This window comes from Mesorhizobium sp. Root102, from assembly GCF_001425625.1.
In the GTDB taxonomy this organism is placed as follows: Bacteria; Pseudomonadota; Alphaproteobacteria; order Rhizobiales; family Rhizobiaceae; genus Mesorhizobium.
The window spans coordinates 487,266-504,453 of the sequence record NZ_LMCP01000001.1 but is presented as its reverse complement, the minus strand read 5'-3'; the positions used below and the strand labels follow the sequence as shown (position 1 = coordinate 504,453).

The window sequence follows — 17,188 nt, the reverse complement described above, 5'->3', positions numbered from 1 at the left end:
GGTCCATCAGCCGTTGTAAGGCAGAAGCTTGGCTTCGACGGGCACTTTCGGATCGGTGGCGTTCTCGGTCACGACGTAATCGAGCGGGAATTTGCTGCCTTCCTTGGCGGCGACCCACTGCGTGCCGATAATCGGGCCGGGCGACACATTGGCCACCGGCCCGCTGGTGAAGTCGACCTTGCCGACCATCGTCTCGGTTTTCAGTGTGCTAAGCGCCTTGGCCACGGCGGCCTTGTCCTTGGCGTTCGTGCTTGCCTTCAGCGCCTCGAAGCCGGCGTCGAGCAGCGACATCGAAGCACCGAGCTGCTGCGTCCACTGCTTGCCGCTCGCCGCCTCGTAGCCATCGGCCAGCTCGATGCCCGAAACACCGGTCAGCGGCGACTTGTAGGGGAAGGCCTTGTGCCAGTAGGCGGCGCTCGAAATCTTCATGCCGAGATCGCCGAGTGCCTCGATGTCGGACGGGAAGAGGCCAGTCTTGGCGACCTGGCAGATCTTGATCTGCTTGATCAGCCCCTGCTGCGCCGCCTGCCGCCAGAACGCCGCGAAATCCGGCGGGATCGGGAACGAGTTGAAGATCTCGACGCCTTCCTGCTTGAACAGGGCGATCTGCGAGGAATAGTCGGTGGTGCCGGTTTCATAGGCGCCGGGATCGACAATGGTGAAACCTTGCTTGGCCAGCAGCGGCGCCAGGTGGGCGCGGATGGCATTGCCGTCGGCGTCGTTCGGATACATGACGCCGACCTTCTTGTTGGTCTCGATCAGGTTCCATTGCGAGATATAGGCCTTGAAGAACTCGCCGACGCCGAAGCCGAAATGATAGGTCCATTTGAACGGCGAGGGCGCATCGGGCTTGGCGCCACGGCCGAAATACCAGGCCTCCCACGGCATGACCGTCGACAGGCACGGCACGCCGGCAGCCTCGCAGGCGTCGGCCACCGGATTGATCACCTCCGGCGTCGATACCGCCAGCATCAGGTCGATGGCCTGGTTGTTGATCAGGTCCTTGGCCAGCTGGCCCGCGCGGGAGGGATCCGATTGCGTATCCTGATCGAGTATCTCCACGCTGTATTTCTTGCCGCCGATCTCAATGCCGCCGGCCAGCGCCTTGCGGGCGAGATCGAGCACATAGCCGTCGGTTTGGCCGAAGCCGGCGAGCGGCCCGGTGCGCGGGCTGACGAAGCCAACCTTGAGCGTGTCGCCGGCCTGGGCAAGGGCGCCGCGGCCGCCAAGCGTGAGCGCCGCGCCGCCAGCGATCGAGGTGGCGATGAACTGGCGCCGCGAAATGCCTGGAATACTGGATTTGCTGCCTGGTGCGTGAGTCATGCGTTCCTCCCTCTGTGCTCCTCAGTCGCCACAGTGCACCAGCGGTTTGGTTGGGTAAAATGATATTTTGCGGTGTTTCGTTAACCCCTGGGTTAGGAAATTCGGGACGGACAGCGGCCATCTCTAGCCCTAGCTGCCCCGCCTTGCCGCTTCGCGGACGGTCTGCAGCAGGATGGAGAAGGCCGGCGAGGGCGCGGCATCGGTCCGCATCGTCAGGCCGACCGGTCCCTTGGTTTCCTCGGTGTTGACCGGCAAGGCAACGAAGGCGCCGCTGCCCAGCTCGTTGGCGACGACGCCGGCCGAAATGATCCAGACGGCATTGCTTTGCCGCAGGAAGGCGCGGCCGAAGGAGTCCGAGACGGTTTCGATCTCGGTTGCCGGCGCCGTCATGCCGTTGGTGATGAACAGGCGGTCGACGAAGGGGCGGATGACCGATTCCCGCGTCGGCATCAGCATCGGGAATTCGTCGAGCCGTGCGAACACATCCTGTTCCGGATCGAGCAGCGGATGTCCCGCCCGCACCACGAACAGCACCGGTTCGGAGTAGAGGTGCTCGAAGAAGAAGCCGGTCATGTTTTCCGGCGCCGCCAACCGTCCGACGACGAGATCGAGCGCGCCGGTGCGCAACTGTTCGAGCAGCACCGCATTCTCGCCGGTGACGATCTTGATCGCCGCACCGGTACCCTCCTTGAGGAACAGGCTCATGGCAAGCGGCATCACCCGAGCCGACACCGTCGGCAGCGCGCCGATGCGGATCGGGTGCCGGTTGACCGCTCCGTCCTGGCGGACGGAATCGACGCCTTGCTTGAGTGCCGTGATCGCCGTGCCGGCATGGCGAAGGAAGATTTCACCGATGCGCGTCAGTCGGATGCCGCGGCCGTCGCGCTCGACCACCGCCACCCCCAGCGCCTCTTCCAGTTCCCGCAATGTCTTGGTCACCGCCGGCGGGCTGACATGCAGCAAGTCAGCCGCTCGCGCCACGCTTCCTTGTCGCGCAACTTCCAAGAATGCCTGCAGGTGGCGGAACCGGATGCGGCTCTCGGACATGGATTTGATAACCCCTGAGTTAATGAAATGGCGTAAAATATCATTTTACCGAACCAAACGCCTTGTGCAATGTGGGGACGGAGGACCGAAATCGTGCCATTCGTAACCATAGGCGGCATCACGCTGCATCATCGCCACATCACAGCGGCCGGCAATGCGCGCCCAATCATATTCATCAATTCACTCGGCACCGACTTTCGGATCTGGGACGAAATTGTCTCGGCGCTTGATGGTGAAATGCCGCTTCTGGTCTATGACAAGCGCGGTCACGGGCTATCCGATATCGGCGACATCAGGTCGATCGACGATCATGTCGATGACCTCTTAGGCCTCATCGATCATTTCGGGTTGAGCAAGGTGGTGCTGTGCGGTCTGTCGGTCGGAGGTCTGATCGCACAAGGCTGCTATCGCAGGCGCCCAGAAATTGTCGAAGGCCTGATCCTGTGCGACACGGCCCACAAGATCGGCACGACAGAGAGCTGGAACACACGCATCGCGACGGTCGAAAGCAAGGGCATCCAGGCCGTTGCGGATGGCGTGCTCAAAGTGTGGTTCACCCCCGCCTTCCACGCGGCGCGTCTGGCCGAGCTCGACGGCTATCGGAACATGATGACGAGGCAAGCGCTTGCAGGTTACATTGGGACTTGCGCGGCCGTTCGCGATGCGGATTTCACCGATGCTGCACGTCACATCGCGGTGCCGACGCTTTGCGTCGCCGGCGACCAGGATGGCTCGACGCCTCCCGATCTCGTCCGCTCGCTGGCCGAGCTGATCCCCGGCGCTCACTTCGAGATCATTCCCGATGCAGGGCACATTCCTTGCGTCGAACAGCCTGAAGCACTGATCGCGCTGATCCGCAGTTTTATCGCATCGCTTGCCCCTGGAGCAGAAACCCATGGATGAAGTCCCCGGCAACGCAGCCAGATATCGCACCGGCCTCGCGGTGCGGCGCTCGGTGCTCGGCGACCGCCATGTCGACCGGGCCGAGGTCGCCGCGACCGATTTCGACCAGCCTTTCCAGGAGCTGATCACCGAGGCGGCCTGGGGAACCGTGTGGGCACGGCCGGGCTTCACCAAGCGTGAGCGTTCGATCGTCACGCTGGCGCTGCTGGCCGCACTCGGCCATGATGAGGAGGTTGCCATGCATGTGCGCGCCACCGTCAACACCGGTGCTTCGCGCGACGATATCTGCGAGGCGTTCCTGCATGTCGCCATCTATGCCGGCGTGCCGGCCGCCAACCGCGCCTTCAAGATCGCCAAGGACGTATTTTCGGAAATGGACGGAAGCCAGAATGCCCGCTAAGTCCGGCTCGAACCGGAGACCCGAGACCGGCGCCTTCTTCCAGCGCGACCGGACCTGGCATCCGCCGGCGCTGACGCCGAACTACAAGACCTCCGTGCTGCGTTCGCCGCAGAAGGCGCCGCTGTCGTTCGACAACACGCTGTCGGAGATTGCAGGCCCGGTCTTCGGTCACGCCATGCTGGGCGAGCTCGACGCCGACCTGATCCACAATTTCGCCAGACCCGGCGAGAGCGCCATTGGCGAGCGCATCATCGTCTATGGGCGGGTGCTCGACGAACGCGGCGTTGGCGTGCCCGGCGCGCTGCTCGAATTCTGGCAAGCCAATGCCGGCGGCCGCTACCGCCACAAGAAGGACGGCTATCTGGCGCCGCTCGACCCGAATTTTGGCGGCTGTGGCCGCGCTATATCAGGCGAGGACGGCGGCTATGCCTTTCGCACCGTCAAGCCCGGTCCCTATCCCTGGCCGAACGGGCCGAACGACTGGCGGCCATCGCACATCCATTTCTCGGTCTTCGGACACGGCTTCGCGCAGCGGCTGATCACGCAGATGTATTTCGAGGGTGACCCGCTGATCTGGCAATGCCCGATCGTGCGCGGCATCCCCGACAAGGCAGCCATCGAAACGCTCATCGCCACGCTCGACATGCAGGTGACAATCCCCTTCGACGCGCGCGCCTACAAGTTCGACGTCGTGCTGCGCGGCCGGCGTTCGTCGCTGTTCGAAAACAGGCTGGAGGGCAATTGATGGCCCAGTCGCTCGGCCGGCTCAGGGAGAGCCCCTCGCAGACCGCCGGACCCTACGTCCATATTGGGCTGACGCCCAATTTCTGCGGCATCGGTGGCGTCTATCCGACCGACCTTGGCACCACGATGGTCAACGACAAGACCAAGGGCGAGCGCATCGGCCTGAGCATCCGGGTGCTTGACGGCACCGGTACGCCGCTCAAGGACGCGTTGATCGAGATCTGGCAAGCGGATGCGGATGGGCTCTACAACTCGCCGGCAGAACTGCGCGGTGCCGCCGATCCGAACTTTCTCGGCTGGGGCCGTTGCCCGACCGACATGGACACGGGCCTGTGCACGTTCGAGACGATCAAGCCGGGCCGCGTGCCTTCGAGCGATGGCCGCCTGATGGCGCCGCACATCACGCTCTGGATCGTCGCCCGCGGCATCAATCTCGGCCTGCACACACGGCTGTATTTTTCCGATGAGGAAAAGGCCAATGCCGGGGATGCGATCCTGGCGCGCATAGAGCACCGCGTTCGCGTGCCGACGCTGATCGCCGAGCGCCAGGGCGACACCTACGTCTTCGACATCCATCTCCAGGGGGAGAAGGAAACGGTCTTCTTCGACAGCTGATGGTCAGGAGGAGCAGGACATGACCGTATCGCCCTTCGACCATCCACTGCTCTCCGCTCTTCTCGGCGACGAGGAAGCGGCGAGACACTTTTCCGTCGAGGCGGAAATCGATGCGATGCTCGCCTTCGAACGGGCGCTGGCGCAAGCCGAGGCCGAAAACGGGATCATCACCAAGGATGATGCCGCAGCGATCATGGCCACACTTGCCACATTCCGGCCCGACACCGCCTTGCTGCGGGCTGCCATCGCCAGGGACGGCGTCATCGTGCCGGAGCTGGTGCGCCAGATCAGGGCGGCGGTCGGCGAACCGCACGGCCAGAAAGTGCATTTCGGCGCGACCAGCCAGGATGTCGTCGATACCGGCCTGATGCTTCGGCTGAAATACGTCGTCGAGCATCTCGGCCTGCTTCTGACCGAAACTGTCATGCGCATCGCCTCGCTCGAAGAGCGTTTTGGCGGTAGGGCGCTGGCCGGGATGACGCGCATGCAACCGGCGATTCCGATCAAAGTGGCGGATCGCACGATGGCGTGGCGGGCGCCGCTGCAACGGCACCAGGAGAGGCTGTCGGAGCAGTCCGAGCGTCTGCTGGTGGTGCAGTTCGGCGGTGCCGCAGGCACGCTGGAAAAGCTCGGCGGCAAGGGGCCTGCGGTGCGCGCAGCCCTTGCCACCAAGCTGGGCCTTGGCGACGCCCCGCAATGGCATAGCCAGCGCGACGCGCTCGCCGACTTTTCCGGCCTGATGTCGCTGGTGACCGGCAGCCTCGGCAAATTCGGCCAGGACATCGCGCTGATGGCGCAAGGTGGAACCGAGATAGAGCTTTCCGGTGGCGGCGGCTCGTCGGCCATGCCGCACAAGCGGAACCCCGTGAAGGCCGAAGCGCTGGTGGCGCTTGCCCGCTTCAACGCCACGCAGCTTTCCGGCATGCATCAGGCGCTCGTGCATGAACAGGAGCGCTCGGGCACCGCCTGGACGCTGGAGTGGCTGCTGCTGCCGCAAATGATCGTCGCGACCGCCGCGTCGCTACGCCTTGCCGCCGAACTGGCCGCACAGGTCGAAGGTCTCGGCCACTGATGCGCACACAAATCGTCATCATCGGGTCCGGACCGTCCGGCCTGCTGCTCGGCCAGCTTCTGGCCGGCATCGGCGTCGAGACGGTCATTCTGGAACGCGCGAGCCGGGAGCATGTGCTTGGCCGCGTGCGGGCAGGGGTGCTCGAACAGGGCACGGTCGAGCTGCTGGAACAGGCCGGCGCGGCGGTGCGGCTGCATGCCGAAGGGTTGCCGCATTCCGGCATCTCGCTCGCCTTCGACGGACGCCTGCACCGTATCGACCTCGAGGTACTCACCGGCGGCAGGCATGTCACCGTCTATGGCCAGACCGAGGTGACGCATGATTTGATGGACAAGCGCGACGCGGCAGGACTGACCACGATCTACGAGGCGGCAAATGTCACGCTGCACGATTTCGACGGCGCCGCGCCTTTCGCCACCTATGACCGGGACGGGGTCACGCATCGCATCGATTGCGACTTCATTGCCGGCTGCGACGGCTATCATGGCATCAGCCGCAAATCGGTGCCCGAGCGTGCTCTGAAGACCTTCGAGCGGCAGTATCCGTTCGGCTGGCTCGGCGTGCTGGCCGAAGTGCCGCCGGCCGACCACGAACTGGTCTACGCCAATCATGAGCGGGGTTTTGCGCTGTGCTCGATGCGCTCGACGCATCGCAGCCGCTACTATGTGCAGTGCCCCGAGGGCGACCGCGTCGAGGCGTGGTCGGATGAGCGCTTCTGGGACGAGTTGCGCCGCCGCTTGCCCGAGCAGACGGCCGCAAGCGTCGTCACCGGGCCATCCTTCGAGAAATCGATCGCGCCGCTGCGCTCCTTCGTTGCCGAGCCAATGCGCTCCGGCAGGCTTTTCCTGGTCGGCGACGCCGCCCACATCGTGCCGCCGACCGGCGCCAAGGGCCTCAACCTCGCCGCCAGCGACGTGCGCTATCTCTTCTCGGGTTTGCGCGACTTCTACCGCGACAAAACCATGGCTGGCATTGATTGCTATTCGCAGAAGGCGCTGGCACGGGTCTGGAAGGCGGTGCGCTTTTCCTGGTGGATGACGACGATGCTGCACCGCTTTCCCGACACCGGCGAGTTCGGCCAGCGCATCCAGGAGGCCGAGCTCGACTACCTCGTGCAGTCGCGTGCCGCATCGACCGCGCTCGCCGAGAACTATGTCGGCCTGCCCTACTGAGGGCTGCGGATCATCCGGCGCCTTGTTGCCTGGCAAAATCCAAAAGCATCGGGCGCTGCCCCACGAGGATCTTCACTTCGGCCTCGGGCAAGGTGAACCACCCCGCTTTGTCGACCTCTGGGAACGCCTTGAGGGATCCCGACCTTGGCGGCCATTCCATGGTGAAGCTGTTGCTCTTGATGGTGGCCACATCGATGTCGATGGTCGCCTCGACAGACCAGGCCGAGACGATCTTGCCGCCCGGTTGCCTGTAGTCGCCGAGACGCTCGAAGGAGCCATCGACCTTGACGCCGAGCTCTTCCTCGGTCTCGCGTTGCGCTGCCGTCAACTCGTCCTCATTCTCGTCGACAAGACCTTTCGGTATCGACCACGCACCATCGTCCTTCTTCGCCCAGAACGGTCCGCCTGGGTGGACCAGCAGCACCCTGAGATCGCCGTCGCTGCGGCGATAGATCAGCAATCCCGCGCTGCGTTTTGCCATTTTATACGTCCCGTCTGCGAAGCCGGCAGCCTGCCGATGGTCCTTGAATCGTTGACGCGAACCTTGCACCAAGGGATTGCGACGCTATGTCTGGCGCGTCTGCATTGCACCTCACTCGCGAGTCCGGCAATGTGACACCATCGCTTATTTGGCGGCACGAAGGCTAGGTGACGATGCAACTCGGTCTTATCGGCTATTATAGCGACTTCGTGGTGTATCCGCTGGTGATCGCCGTGCTGGCAGTGGCAGGGCTGCTCGAGGCCGGCGAAGAGAGTGCGCCAGGCTGGATCGGCACGGTCCTCGCCTGTCTCGGCCTCTGGACGCTGACCGAATACCTCCTGCACAGGTTCGTTCTTCACCACATCCCCTACATCAAGGACCTGCATGATCGTCACCATGTCGAGGAGCGCAGTTCGGTGGGCACGCCGACCTGGCTCAGCCTCGGGGTGCATGCCCTGGTCGCGTTTGTGCCCGTTTGGGCGGTCTCGGACTTCGCAACCGCGAGCGCGGTAAGCTGCGGGCTGATGCTGGGATATCTCTGGTACATCAGCGTCCACCACATGATTCATCATTGGCATCCAACCCATCCGAGCTATCTCTACACGCTCAAGCGTCGCCATGCCGTGCACCATCACATCGACGAAACGGCCAATTTCGGTGTCACGTCGGCGCTTTGGGATCGGATCTTCGGTACCGCGCGGCTCTGAAACAAGGGGCCTGCGTCCCGCCCCTCAACGCCTCTTTCCGCGACCGCCAGGAGACTTGGCTCCGCGCGGCCCGCTCTGGACCGGTGTGTTGTTCTGGTTTTCGTCGGACAGTTTGCGCCAGCGGGCAAGGCGCTCCGGATCGAGCGTTCCGGCCTTTAGGGCCGCCTGCACCGCGCAGCCCGGCTCGTGCACATGCGTGCAGTCGCGGAACTTGCACAGCGGCGCGAGTTCGGTGATTTCGGCAAACAGCGTGTCGATGCCGGAGGCGACGTCGCTGACCTGCAGCGTTCGCATTCCCGGCGTGTCGATCACCCAGCCGCCGCCGGCAATGGCGTGCAGCGATCGCGACGTGGTGGTGTGGCGTCCCTTGGAATCGTGCTCGCGAATGCCTCCGGTCTGTTGCGGCGATTGCTGCGCCGATCCGGCCAGCGTGTTGACCAGTGTCGATTTGCCGACGCCGGAAGAGCCGATCAGCGCCACCGTCTGGCCTGCACCGCACCATGCGGCGAGCGCGGTCGCGGCATCCGATGTGCGGGGATTCAGCATCACCACCGGCAATCCACGCTGCAACGCGGCAGCCCGCCTTTCATACGTCTCGGCGTCTTCAGCGGTATCGGCCTTGGTCAGCAAAATCACCGGCGTCGTTCCGGCCTCGTTGGCCAGCGCCAGATAGCGCTCGAGGCGGGCGGGATTGAAGTCGGCATTGCAGGAGGTGACGATGAACAACGTGTCGACATTGGCCGCGGCGAGCTGCGGCACCCTGCCGCCTTGGGTGCGGCGTTCCAGCACCGTCTTGCGGTTCAGGCGGCGCTGCACAAGGTGGTCATGCCCATCAACCAGCACCCAGTCGCCGACGGCATAGTCGCCGGTGTTGGCCTGCGCCGGCAGCGTCAGATCGAATGGCCCTGCCTGGGACAGGCCGGTCAGGCGGTCGCGATGGACCGAGGCGATCCGCGTCGGGATAAGATTGGCTTCGCCGGGCTCGAGCTGGTCGCCAAAAAATTCCGTCCAGCCCAGGCTGGCAAGCGATGGCGTGGAGTGATCCGTCACGGCTTTGACCACAGCGTCGCAGACATTAGACAGTATCCCTGGCAAAATCGAAGGAGAGGCGGACCACCACCTCGGGCGGCGATTGCTCAGCTGTATGGGCGGCATGGTGGCATTTGGCAAGCTGGAGCCTTGCTGATGGCTGAGCGGCAATCTTGCGTTCGAAACCAATCCCTTGATCGCCGAGCCGACGATACGCGCCATGCCCCGTTTTGTACCTCGAAGCCTGTATTGCCAGCTTCGCGGCGTCAATAAATTATTTGACGTACGCAATATTTTTGCGCTGTATTGGGAACTGTAAAAATTTGACTGAATAAGTTCGCTCACGCATTGCCGCTTCCGGTCAACGGTCGCATGACTGGTGACAGCCCAATCGTGTCGGCAATGACGGCAAGGGGACCTGAAATATCGATGGCGGAGAAGACACACCGCACGATGGATGACTTCGCCCAGGCATGTGGCGTGTCTCGGCCGACGCTGTCCAAGTATTTCGACGATCCGGCGAGCGTGAAGCCGGCGACGCGGGCGCGCATCGAAGCCGCGCTGCGCTCTTCGGACTATCAGCCGAACCTTTTCGCGCGCAACCTCAACCGCAAGCGTACCCGCAACATTGGCATCGTCGTACCGACGATCACCGATCCATTTTATGCCGAGATGGTCAGCCGTATCGAATTTCGCTGCCGCGACGAGGGCTATTGGCCGATCGTCATCTCCTCGCATGGCTCGCCGAAGCTGGAAGCGGAGTCGGTCAGGACGCTGCTGTCGCTCAAGGTCGCCGGTGCGATCATCGCCCCGCTTGGGCTGGCCTCCGACCGCGGCGTTTTCGACAAGCTCGGACAGGACATTCCTATCGTCTATTTCGACACCTATATCGAGGGCGATACGCCGTTCGTCGGCAACGACAACCGGCAGAGCGTGTCGACCATCGTCGACTATCTGTGCCGGTCGGGCGAACCGCCGATCTATCTCGACATTCCGCATGTCAACCACAACTCCGGCGAACGCCAGGAAAGCTACATCGTCGCGATGGAGAGCGCCGGGTTCAAGCCGGCCGTCATCGAGGCCGCGCGCGACTACACCTGGGACTTCGAACGCATCGGCTATGAGCAGACGGAAAAAATGCTGGAGGCCGGCACCTTGCCCGGCCGCACCATCCTGTGCGCCAATGATCGTCTCGCCTTTGGCGTGATGGCGGCCGCGTACTCGCGCGGCCTGAAGGTCGGCCGCAAGCCCGATTGCGATCTGCGGGTTGCCGCGCATGACGATCATCCGCTGAGCCGCTACACCTGTCCGGCGCTGACCACCATGGCGCAAGATTTCACCGCCATGGCCGGGCGCAGCGTCGAGATCCTGTTGGCCTTGCTGGACGAGGCCGATCCGCCGAAGCAAAGCTTGGCTCGCACGGTCAAGCTCGGCGCCACCCTGGTGATGCGTCAGTCGGCCTGATCTTTCGGGGTCAGGGCCCCTTGTCGAATTGGCGCCAGGCCGCCGTCGCCTCGGCCACCGCTTGCCGCGCGGCAGGGATATGGCGTCCCATCGAGACGAAGCCGTGGATCTGGCCCGGCCATTGCCGCAGGATCACAGGCACGCCTTCGGCTTGCAGGCGCGCTGCATAGGCTGCCCCTTCGTCGGCCAGGATATCGCAGCCGGCAAGCGCCACGAATGCCGGTGTGACGCCGGCGAGATCAGGCGCCAGCAAGGGCGAGACGCGCCAGTCCATGATGTCGTCGGGTGTTCGTACATAGTGGTCGCGGAACCATGCCATGGTGGCGGCCGTAAGTCCGAAGCCTTCGCCGAAAAGCCGGTAGCTGTCCGATGTCTGCCGCGCATCGGTGTTGGGATAGATCAGGATCTGCGCGGCAAGCGGCGGAACGAGCCCATCGCGGGCAAGCAGCGCCAGCACGGCGGCGAGATTGCCGCCGGCGCTGTCGCCGGCAACACCGATGCGCGCCTTGTCGATGCCGAGATCGGCGGCATTCTCGGCCATGAAGCGAAGTGTTGCCAAGCAATCCTCGAGCCCGGCGGGAAATTTGTGTTCCGGCGCCAGGCGGTAGTCGGGGCAGACAACGGCGCCAACGAGATTGGCCAATAGGCGGCAGATCTCGTCATGCGAATCGAGATTGCCGATGACCCAGCCCCCGCCATGCAGGTAGAGCAGCGCCGGCGCCCCGGTTTGCGGCGCGCCGATGCCGCGATGGATGCGGAGCGCAATAGGCCCGTTCGGCCCGTCGATCTGCTGTTCCAAGGTCGTTGCGACCGGCTCACGCTCGCCCTGTAGCGTCGGGAACGAGGCGTTGTAGGCGGCGCGTGCCGCCGCCACGCTGCCGGTCTCGAACGGCTCGCCGCCGGCTGCACGACCAATTTCGAGGACGCGCAACGCATCCGGATCGAGCTTCATGATCATACCCTCAGGCCAGCAGGTCGCTTGCCTCTTCCTCGGTCAGCAGGGCCGGCTGGACGACATCGCCCGCGACGGCGACCGAGCCCTGTGTTTCACCGGAGCGCAGGATCGCCTCCATGATCTCCAGCACATGCAGCGCAAGGCTGCCGGAGGCGCGTGGCGCGTTGCCGCTTTGAAGCGAGCGCACCAGATCGGCGACGCCGAGCATGCGGTAGTTGGCGCGGTCGGGTGCCGCATAAGGCCAGTTGCGGGCGCCGTAGAGCTCACCTTCGCTGGCGAAATCCCTCCACTCGGCGCCGCGTTCGGACAGCGACACGGTGCCGCCGAACGTATCGGGGTCAGGCAGGCGCAGCGAGCCTTCCGTGCCGTGCAGTTCGATCGGATGGTTGGAGTGGCGAAAGACATCCCAAGAGGCGCCGAAGGTGACGGTCGCGCCGGAGCGGAATTCGAGAAGCGACAGCACGTTGGTCGGCGTGCCGACCTTGAACGTGGTGTTCTTGAATGGTCCCTCGGCTGATATCAGCCGCTCCTCCTGGCCGCGCGTCGCCATCGCCATGACGCGCTCGACCGGACCGAGCAGATTGACCAGCATGGTCAGATAGTAGGGGCCCATGTCGAACACCGGGCCGCCGCCCGGCTGGTAGTAGAATTGCGGGTTGGGATGCCAGTGCTCCATCCCGCGGCCCATCATGAAGGCGGTGCCGGTGACCGGGCGGCCGATGGCGCCGTCGTCCATCAGCCGGCGGGCGCGGCGTCCGGCAGCACCGAGGAAGGTGTCGGGCGCAGAGCCGAGCAGCAGGCCGCGTGATCTCGCCTCGTTGACCAGGCGTTGTCCGTCGGCGGCCGAGGTGGCGAGCGGCTTTTCGGTGAAGACGTGCTTGCCGGCCGAAAGCGCGGCAAACGAAATGTCGAAATGCGCAGCCGGAATGGTCAGGTTGAGGACAAGATCGATCTCGGGATCGGCCAGCAACGCATCGACACCGAGCGCCCTTATGCCATATTCCTTGGCCCGCACCGTCGCCATATCTGCCGAGATATCGGCGCAGGCGCGCAATTCGATGCCGCCGAAGAGAGCGGCATTGCGCAGGTAGGTCATCGAGATGTTGCCGCATCCGATGACGCCGATCCCGAGCTTCGTCTTTGATTTTCCGTGCATTTTCGATCGTACCTCCCAACGCGGTCATCGTCTGTCGAATCCGCCCGGTCGGTAACGGATCGCTTTCGCAAAGGGCTATACAACATTTTAAATATTGACGCGCGTAAAATTTTTATACAACATGCGAAAATGCTGGCGCGATATCGGGAGGCTGCCAGCCCTAGGAGGAGAAAATGACAGACATGAAAAAACGGCCGACCGCCGCACCTAAGCCTGTGGGTCATGTGACGATCGCCGATCGCCGGCAATTTCTCATCGGTTCCGCCGGCCTTCTCGGCGCGGCGGCGTTCGGGGCAGGGACATCCCTTGGCATTGGCCGTGCTCGTGCCCAGTCACGCGCCGAAATCAGCTTCGCCAGCGCCGCCTTCTTCGGCAAGGAGACCTTCGGCGACCTGATCAAGGCCTTCAACGAATCGCAGGACCGCGTCCTGGTCAAGAACATCGAATTGCCGCCGCCGAGTTCCTCGACGGAGGTCTACCAGGGCCTGGTGCAGCAACTCGCCCGCCGCACCGGCACGCCCGACGTCTTCAGCCAGGACGTGATCTGGATCGCCGGCTTTGCCGCCGCCGGATGGGCGTTGCCGCTCGACGAGTACTTCCCGGCCGACAAGCGCGGCGCCTACTTCACCGGAACCCTCAATGCCTGTACCTATGGCGGCAAGCTCACGGCCCTTCCCTGGTTCATGGATTCGGGCATGTTCTATTACCGCAAGGACGTGCTGGAAAAGCATGGCGGCAAGGTGCCGGAAACCTGGGCCGACATGGCGACCATTGCGGCTGCCGCGCAGAAGGCCGGCGATATCGATTTCGGCTATCTCTGGCAAGGCAAGCAGGCCGAGGTTTTGGTCTGCGACGCGGTCGAGATCATCACCTCCAACAACGGCGCGATCCTGGCACCCGACGGCAAGTCGTCGCTGATCAACCAGAAGGGCGCGGTGGAGGCGATCCAGTTCCTGCACGACACCATCGCCACCGGCAAGATCAGTCCCCAGGACGTGCTGTCCTGGGACGAGGAGCCGTCGCGCCAGCCCTTCACCTCGGGCAAAGCGATGTTCATGCGCAACTGGTCCTATGTCTACCCGATCGCCCAGGACGCCAAGGCTTCCCAGGTGGTCGACAAGGTCGGCGTCGCGCCGCTGCCGTCATTCCCCGGCGGCAAGAGCTCGGCCTGCCTCGGCGGCTACCAGCTCGGCGTCAATGCCAACTCGAAGCAGCGCGAAGCCGCGATCGAACTCTTGACCTGGCTGTCGTCGACCGAGACCCAGCACCGCATCGCGCTGAACTTCGGCCTGGCGCCGACACGCCCCGCGCTGTTCCAGGACGCACAGATCAAGAAGGAACAGCCGTTCATGGCCAGCCTGGAAAAAGTATTCACCGGCGCCACGGCACGGCCGATCACGCCCGAATACGCCAAGGTGACGCTGGCCCTGCAGTCCGGCATCTCCAAGGCGCTGGTTTCCGGCAACGTCCAGGCCGAGATGGACGCACTCGCAGCGCAAATCGACAAGATCGTCGGCTAACCATGTCCGCGGCGGCCACTGTTTCCGGTATCGGCCGACCGCGGCGCAGGGCGCTTCCCAGCGCCATGTGGGCCTTGCTCCTGCTGACGCCGGCCTTCGTGTCGCTGGCGTCAGTCTCCTTCTACCCGATAGTCAATGGGCTCTATCTCTCGCTGACCAACACCTCGTTGATCACGCAGGAGCAGGGTTTCACCGGCTTCTCCAACTATGTAGAACTGTGGGGCGACCCGCAGTTCTGGAACGCCTGGTGGCACACAATGTGGTTCACCGCCGCCTCGACCGTGCTGGAGACGGTGATCGGGCTCGGCATGGCGCTCATCCTGTGCGAAGCCTTCAAGGGGCGCGGGCTCGTCCGCGCGGCCATGCTGGTGCCGTGGGCGATGCCCACTGTCGTCACTTCGAAAATGTTCGGCTGGCTGTTCGACGGCCAGAACGGCATCATCAACTACATCCTCCTGCATGCCGGGCTGATCGACCAGAACGTCAACTGGTACGGCTCCACCGACACGGCGATGATCACCATCATCATCGCCGACGTCTGGAAGACGACGCCGTTCATGGCGCTGCTGCTTCTGACCGGATTGCAGACCGTTCCCAATTCGCTGATCGAGGCGGCGCGCATGGATGGCGCCAAGGGCTGGATCACCTTCTGGTATATCCGCCTGCCGCTGCTGATGCCAACCTTGCTGATCGCCGGCTTGTTCCGCGCGCTCGACGCCTTCCGCGTCTTCGACCTCGTCTATGTGCTGACCGGAGGAGGTCCGGCCGATTCGACCGAAACGCTGTCGACGCTGTCCTATAAGGTGCTCTTCTCGACGCTGCAGTTCGGCTACGGCTCCGCGGTCTCGACGGCGATGTTTGTCACGGAGGGTCTCATCGCGCTGGTGTTCTGCCTGTATCTCGTTCGCCAGATCAGGAGGGCGGGATGAACGACACGCGCTCACCGATGCAGACGTTCTTCATCTATGCCGGTGCCGTGCTGATCCTCGTCTGGTCGGGCGGTCCGTTTCTCTGGCAGTTCTCGACCTCGTTCCAGCTCGACAAGGCGTTGACGTCGGGCTCGCCGTCGCTGATCCCGCATCCCTTCACGCTGGAGCACTACTACAACGCCTTCGTCGAGAAGCAGCTTCACCGCTACGTCTGGAACTCGCTGGTGGTTTCGCTGGCGACGACCTTCCTGTGCCTGTTCGTTGGCTCGCTGGCCGCCTTCGCGCTGTCGCGGCTCAACATCAAGGGCCGCTTCGGCATTCTCATGGTCATCCTGTCGGTGTCGATGTTCCCGCAGATCGCATTGGTCGGGCCGCTCTATCTGGTCGCCACCAATCTCGGCCTGCTCGATACCTACACGGCGCTGATCATCACCTATCTGGCGCTCGGCCTGCCGCTGGTGACCTGGGTGCTGTTCGGCTATTTCGAGACGCTGCCGCGCGAAATCGACGAGGCGGCGCGCATGGACGGTGTCAGCATTCCCGGCCTGCTCTGGCGCATCATCCTGCCGATGTCGCTGCCCAGCCTGGTGACGACTGGCCTGCTCGCCTTCATCACCGCGTGGAACGAATTCCTGTTCGCGCTCGCCTTCACCTCCAACATCGACCGGCAGACGATCCCGGTCGGCATCGCCAACTTCACCAACCTCTATTACGTCCCCTGGGGCGACATCGCCGCGGCGTCCGCCGTGGTGACCGTGCCCTTGATCCTTCTGGTGCTGTTCTTCCAGCGCCACATCATCGAAGGACTGACCCAGGGCGGCGTCAAGGAATGAACGACATGACAAAGACGAAGCTCAAGGTCGGCTGCCAGACTTTCACCTGGGAAATGCTTGGGGACCGTTTTGCCGGCGGCCCGGACGATCTGCTCAAAGCGATCGCCGATGGCGGCTATGCCGGCATCGAGATCACCGACACCATGATTGGCGGCTATGCCGACAGGCCGTCACAATTCGCCACGGCACTGAAGTCATCGGGCCTTACTCTTGTCTCCTTCGCCTTCGGCTCGAAGAGCGGCTTCACGCTGAAGGAGGAGATCGGCGCCGACCTCGAAACCGCCAAGCGCTGGATCGACTTCGCCTCCGCATTTCCTGGCGCGTTGGTGTCGATAGGCTCTGCGACGGTGGTCTCCGACGGTCCGCGCGAGGACAAGTTCGCGATCGCGGCCGAGGTCTACAACAGGGCCGGCGAGCTTGGGCGCAAGGCTGGCGTCGAGGTGGCGGTGCATCCGAGCTCGCACCACAACACGCTGCTGTTCGACCGCGCCGACTACGACACGATCTTTGCCTTGCTCGACCTCGATCTGGTCGGCTGGGTGCCGGATACCGGCCATATCCTGCGCGGCCACAAGGACATGGCCGATACGCTGCGCACCCACCGCGACCGCATCCGCTACATCCACCTGAAGGACGTCGATGCCAACGGCACCTGGGCCATGCTCGGCAAGGGCGTCTGCGACACTCCTGCGGTCATCGAGATCGCCGGCACCGCACCGCGCTTCAACGGCTGGCTGGTGTTGGAGGAAGAATCCGAAACGGCCGCCGCCGATCCCGCCGGCGCGGTCAAGACCAACCGCCAGACAGTGCGCTCCTACGGCGCTTGAAGAACGAGACG

General features: G+C 63.8%; 18 protein-coding genes. 12 read left to right on the top strand and 6 right to left on the bottom strand.

The window, feature by feature from the left end:
• Positions 1-6 precede the first annotated feature (6 nt).
• Together ASD12_RS02345 and pcaQ are read right to left on the bottom strand one after the other, a co-directional pair.
• The gene (locus ASD12_RS02345; protein ID WP_056581555.1) at positions 7-1,323 is read right to left on the bottom strand and encodes an ABC transporter substrate-binding protein; all 1,317 of its coding nucleotides are present in this window, start codon (positions 1,321-1,323) and stop codon (positions 7-9) included.
• 129 nt (positions 1,324-1,452) lie between these two features.
• On the bottom strand, positions 1,453-2,370 hold the full coding sequence (pcaQ, locus tag ASD12_RS02340; protein ID WP_056581551.1) for a pca operon transcription factor PcaQ: 918 nt from the start codon (positions 2,368-2,370) through the stop codon (positions 1,453-1,455).
• A 93-nt stretch (positions 2,371-2,463) separates the two neighbouring features.
• Between pcaQ and pcaD the strand changes: the two genes are divergently transcribed.
• Genes pcaD through pobA form a run of 6 tightly spaced genes read left to right on the top strand, consistent with a single transcriptional unit; the run spans position 2,464 to position 7,276 of the window.
• Complete coding sequence (gene pcaD, locus ASD12_RS02335; RefSeq protein ID WP_056581547.1) at positions 2,464-3,273, top strand: 3-oxoadipate enol-lactonase; 810 nt, start codon at positions 2,464-2,466, stop codon at positions 3,271-3,273.
• Positions 3,266-3,673, top strand: coding sequence for a 4-carboxymuconolactone decarboxylase (pcaC, locus tag ASD12_RS02330; protein WP_056581543.1), 408 nt, complete (start codon positions 3,266-3,268; stop codon positions 3,671-3,673). The genes pcaD and pcaC overlap by 8 nt, the downstream gene beginning before the upstream one ends.
• Positions 3,663-4,418, top strand: coding sequence for a protocatechuate 3,4-dioxygenase subunit beta (gene pcaH, locus ASD12_RS02325; protein ID WP_056581541.1), 756 nt, complete (start codon positions 3,663-3,665; stop codon positions 4,416-4,418). Before pcaC ends, pcaH begins: the two co-directional genes overlap by 11 nt.
• Positions 4,418-5,032 carry a protocatechuate 3,4-dioxygenase subunit alpha gene (gene pcaG / locus ASD12_RS02320; RefSeq protein ID WP_056581539.1) on the top strand — a complete coding sequence of 205 codons (615 nt, stop codon included), beginning with the start codon at positions 4,418-4,420 and terminating at the stop codon, positions 5,030-5,032. Before pcaH ends, pcaG begins: the two co-directional genes overlap by 1 nt.
• A gap of 19 nt (positions 5,033-5,051) precedes the next feature.
• Positions 5,052-6,104, top strand: coding sequence for a 3-carboxy-cis,cis-muconate cycloisomerase (locus tag ASD12_RS02315; protein WP_056581537.1), 1,053 nt, complete (start codon positions 5,052-5,054; stop codon positions 6,102-6,104).
• A complete protein-coding gene (pobA, locus tag ASD12_RS02310) occupies positions 6,104-7,276 on the top strand; it encodes a 4-hydroxybenzoate 3-monooxygenase (protein WP_056581524.1) in 1,173 nt (390 codons plus the stop codon). The genes ASD12_RS02315 and pobA overlap by 1 nt, the downstream gene beginning before the upstream one ends.
• 10 nt (positions 7,277-7,286) lie before the next feature.
• Here the strand turns inward: pobA and ASD12_RS02305 are convergent, their stop codons facing one another.
• Complete coding sequence (locus tag ASD12_RS02305) at positions 7,287-7,757, bottom strand: NUDIX domain-containing protein (protein ID WP_056581522.1); 471 nt, start codon at positions 7,755-7,757, stop codon at positions 7,287-7,289.
• Positions 7,758-7,930: 173 nt separating this feature from the next.
• On the opposite strand from ASD12_RS02305, the gene ASD12_RS02300 reads away from it, so the two are divergent.
• Positions 7,931-8,464, top strand: a complete 534-nt coding sequence (locus ASD12_RS02300) for a sterol desaturase family protein (protein ID WP_056581519.1) — start codon at positions 7,931-7,933, stop codon at positions 8,462-8,464.
• Positions 8,465-8,488: 24 nt separating this feature from the next.
• Here the strand turns inward: ASD12_RS02300 and rsgA are convergent, their stop codons facing one another.
• Complete coding sequence (gene rsgA / locus ASD12_RS02295; RefSeq protein WP_056581516.1) at positions 8,489-9,526, bottom strand: ribosome small subunit-dependent GTPase A; 1,038 nt, start codon at positions 9,524-9,526, stop codon at positions 8,489-8,491.
• 396 nt (positions 9,527-9,922) lie between these two features.
• Between rsgA and ASD12_RS02290 the strand changes: the two genes are divergently transcribed.
• Entirely contained in the window at positions 9,923-10,957 is a 1,035-nt protein-coding gene (locus ASD12_RS02290; RefSeq protein WP_056581513.1) for a LacI family DNA-binding transcriptional regulator, read from the top strand.
• A gap of 10 nt (positions 10,958-10,967) precedes the next feature.
• Here the strand turns inward: ASD12_RS02290 and ASD12_RS02285 are convergent, their stop codons facing one another.
• The gene (locus ASD12_RS02285; RefSeq protein WP_082525229.1) at positions 10,968-11,909 is read right to left on the bottom strand and encodes an alpha/beta hydrolase; all 942 of its coding nucleotides are present in this window, start codon (positions 11,907-11,909) and stop codon (positions 10,968-10,970) included.
• 10 nt (positions 11,910-11,919) lie between these two features.
• Positions 11,920-13,068, bottom strand: a complete 1,149-nt coding sequence (locus ASD12_RS02280) for a Gfo/Idh/MocA family oxidoreductase (protein ID WP_056581509.1) — start codon at positions 13,066-13,068, stop codon at positions 11,920-11,922.
• Between the two features lie 173 nt (positions 13,069-13,241).
• Between ASD12_RS02280 and ASD12_RS02275 the strand changes: the two genes are divergently transcribed.
• The 4 genes from ASD12_RS02275 (at position 13,242) to ASD12_RS02260 (ending at position 17,177) form a co-directional block, all read left to right on the top strand.
• Complete coding sequence (locus ASD12_RS02275) at positions 13,242-14,588, top strand: ABC transporter substrate-binding protein (protein WP_056581508.1); 1,347 nt, start codon at positions 13,242-13,244, stop codon at positions 14,586-14,588.
• A 65-nt stretch (positions 14,589-14,653) separates the two neighbouring features.
• Complete coding sequence (locus ASD12_RS02270; RefSeq protein ID WP_244482709.1) at positions 14,654-15,517, top strand: sugar ABC transporter permease; 864 nt, start codon at positions 14,654-14,656, stop codon at positions 15,515-15,517.
• Positions 15,514-16,350: a carbohydrate ABC transporter permease gene (locus tag ASD12_RS02265; protein ID WP_056581503.1), complete on the top strand. Its 837-nt coding sequence runs from the start codon at positions 15,514-15,516 to the stop codon at positions 16,348-16,350. The genes ASD12_RS02270 and ASD12_RS02265 overlap by 4 nt, the downstream gene beginning before the upstream one ends.
• A 5-nt stretch (positions 16,351-16,355) precedes the next feature.
• Complete coding sequence (locus ASD12_RS02260) at positions 16,356-17,177, top strand: sugar phosphate isomerase/epimerase (protein WP_056581928.1); 822 nt, start codon at positions 16,356-16,358, stop codon at positions 17,175-17,177.
• Positions 17,178-17,188 lie beyond the last annotated feature (11 nt).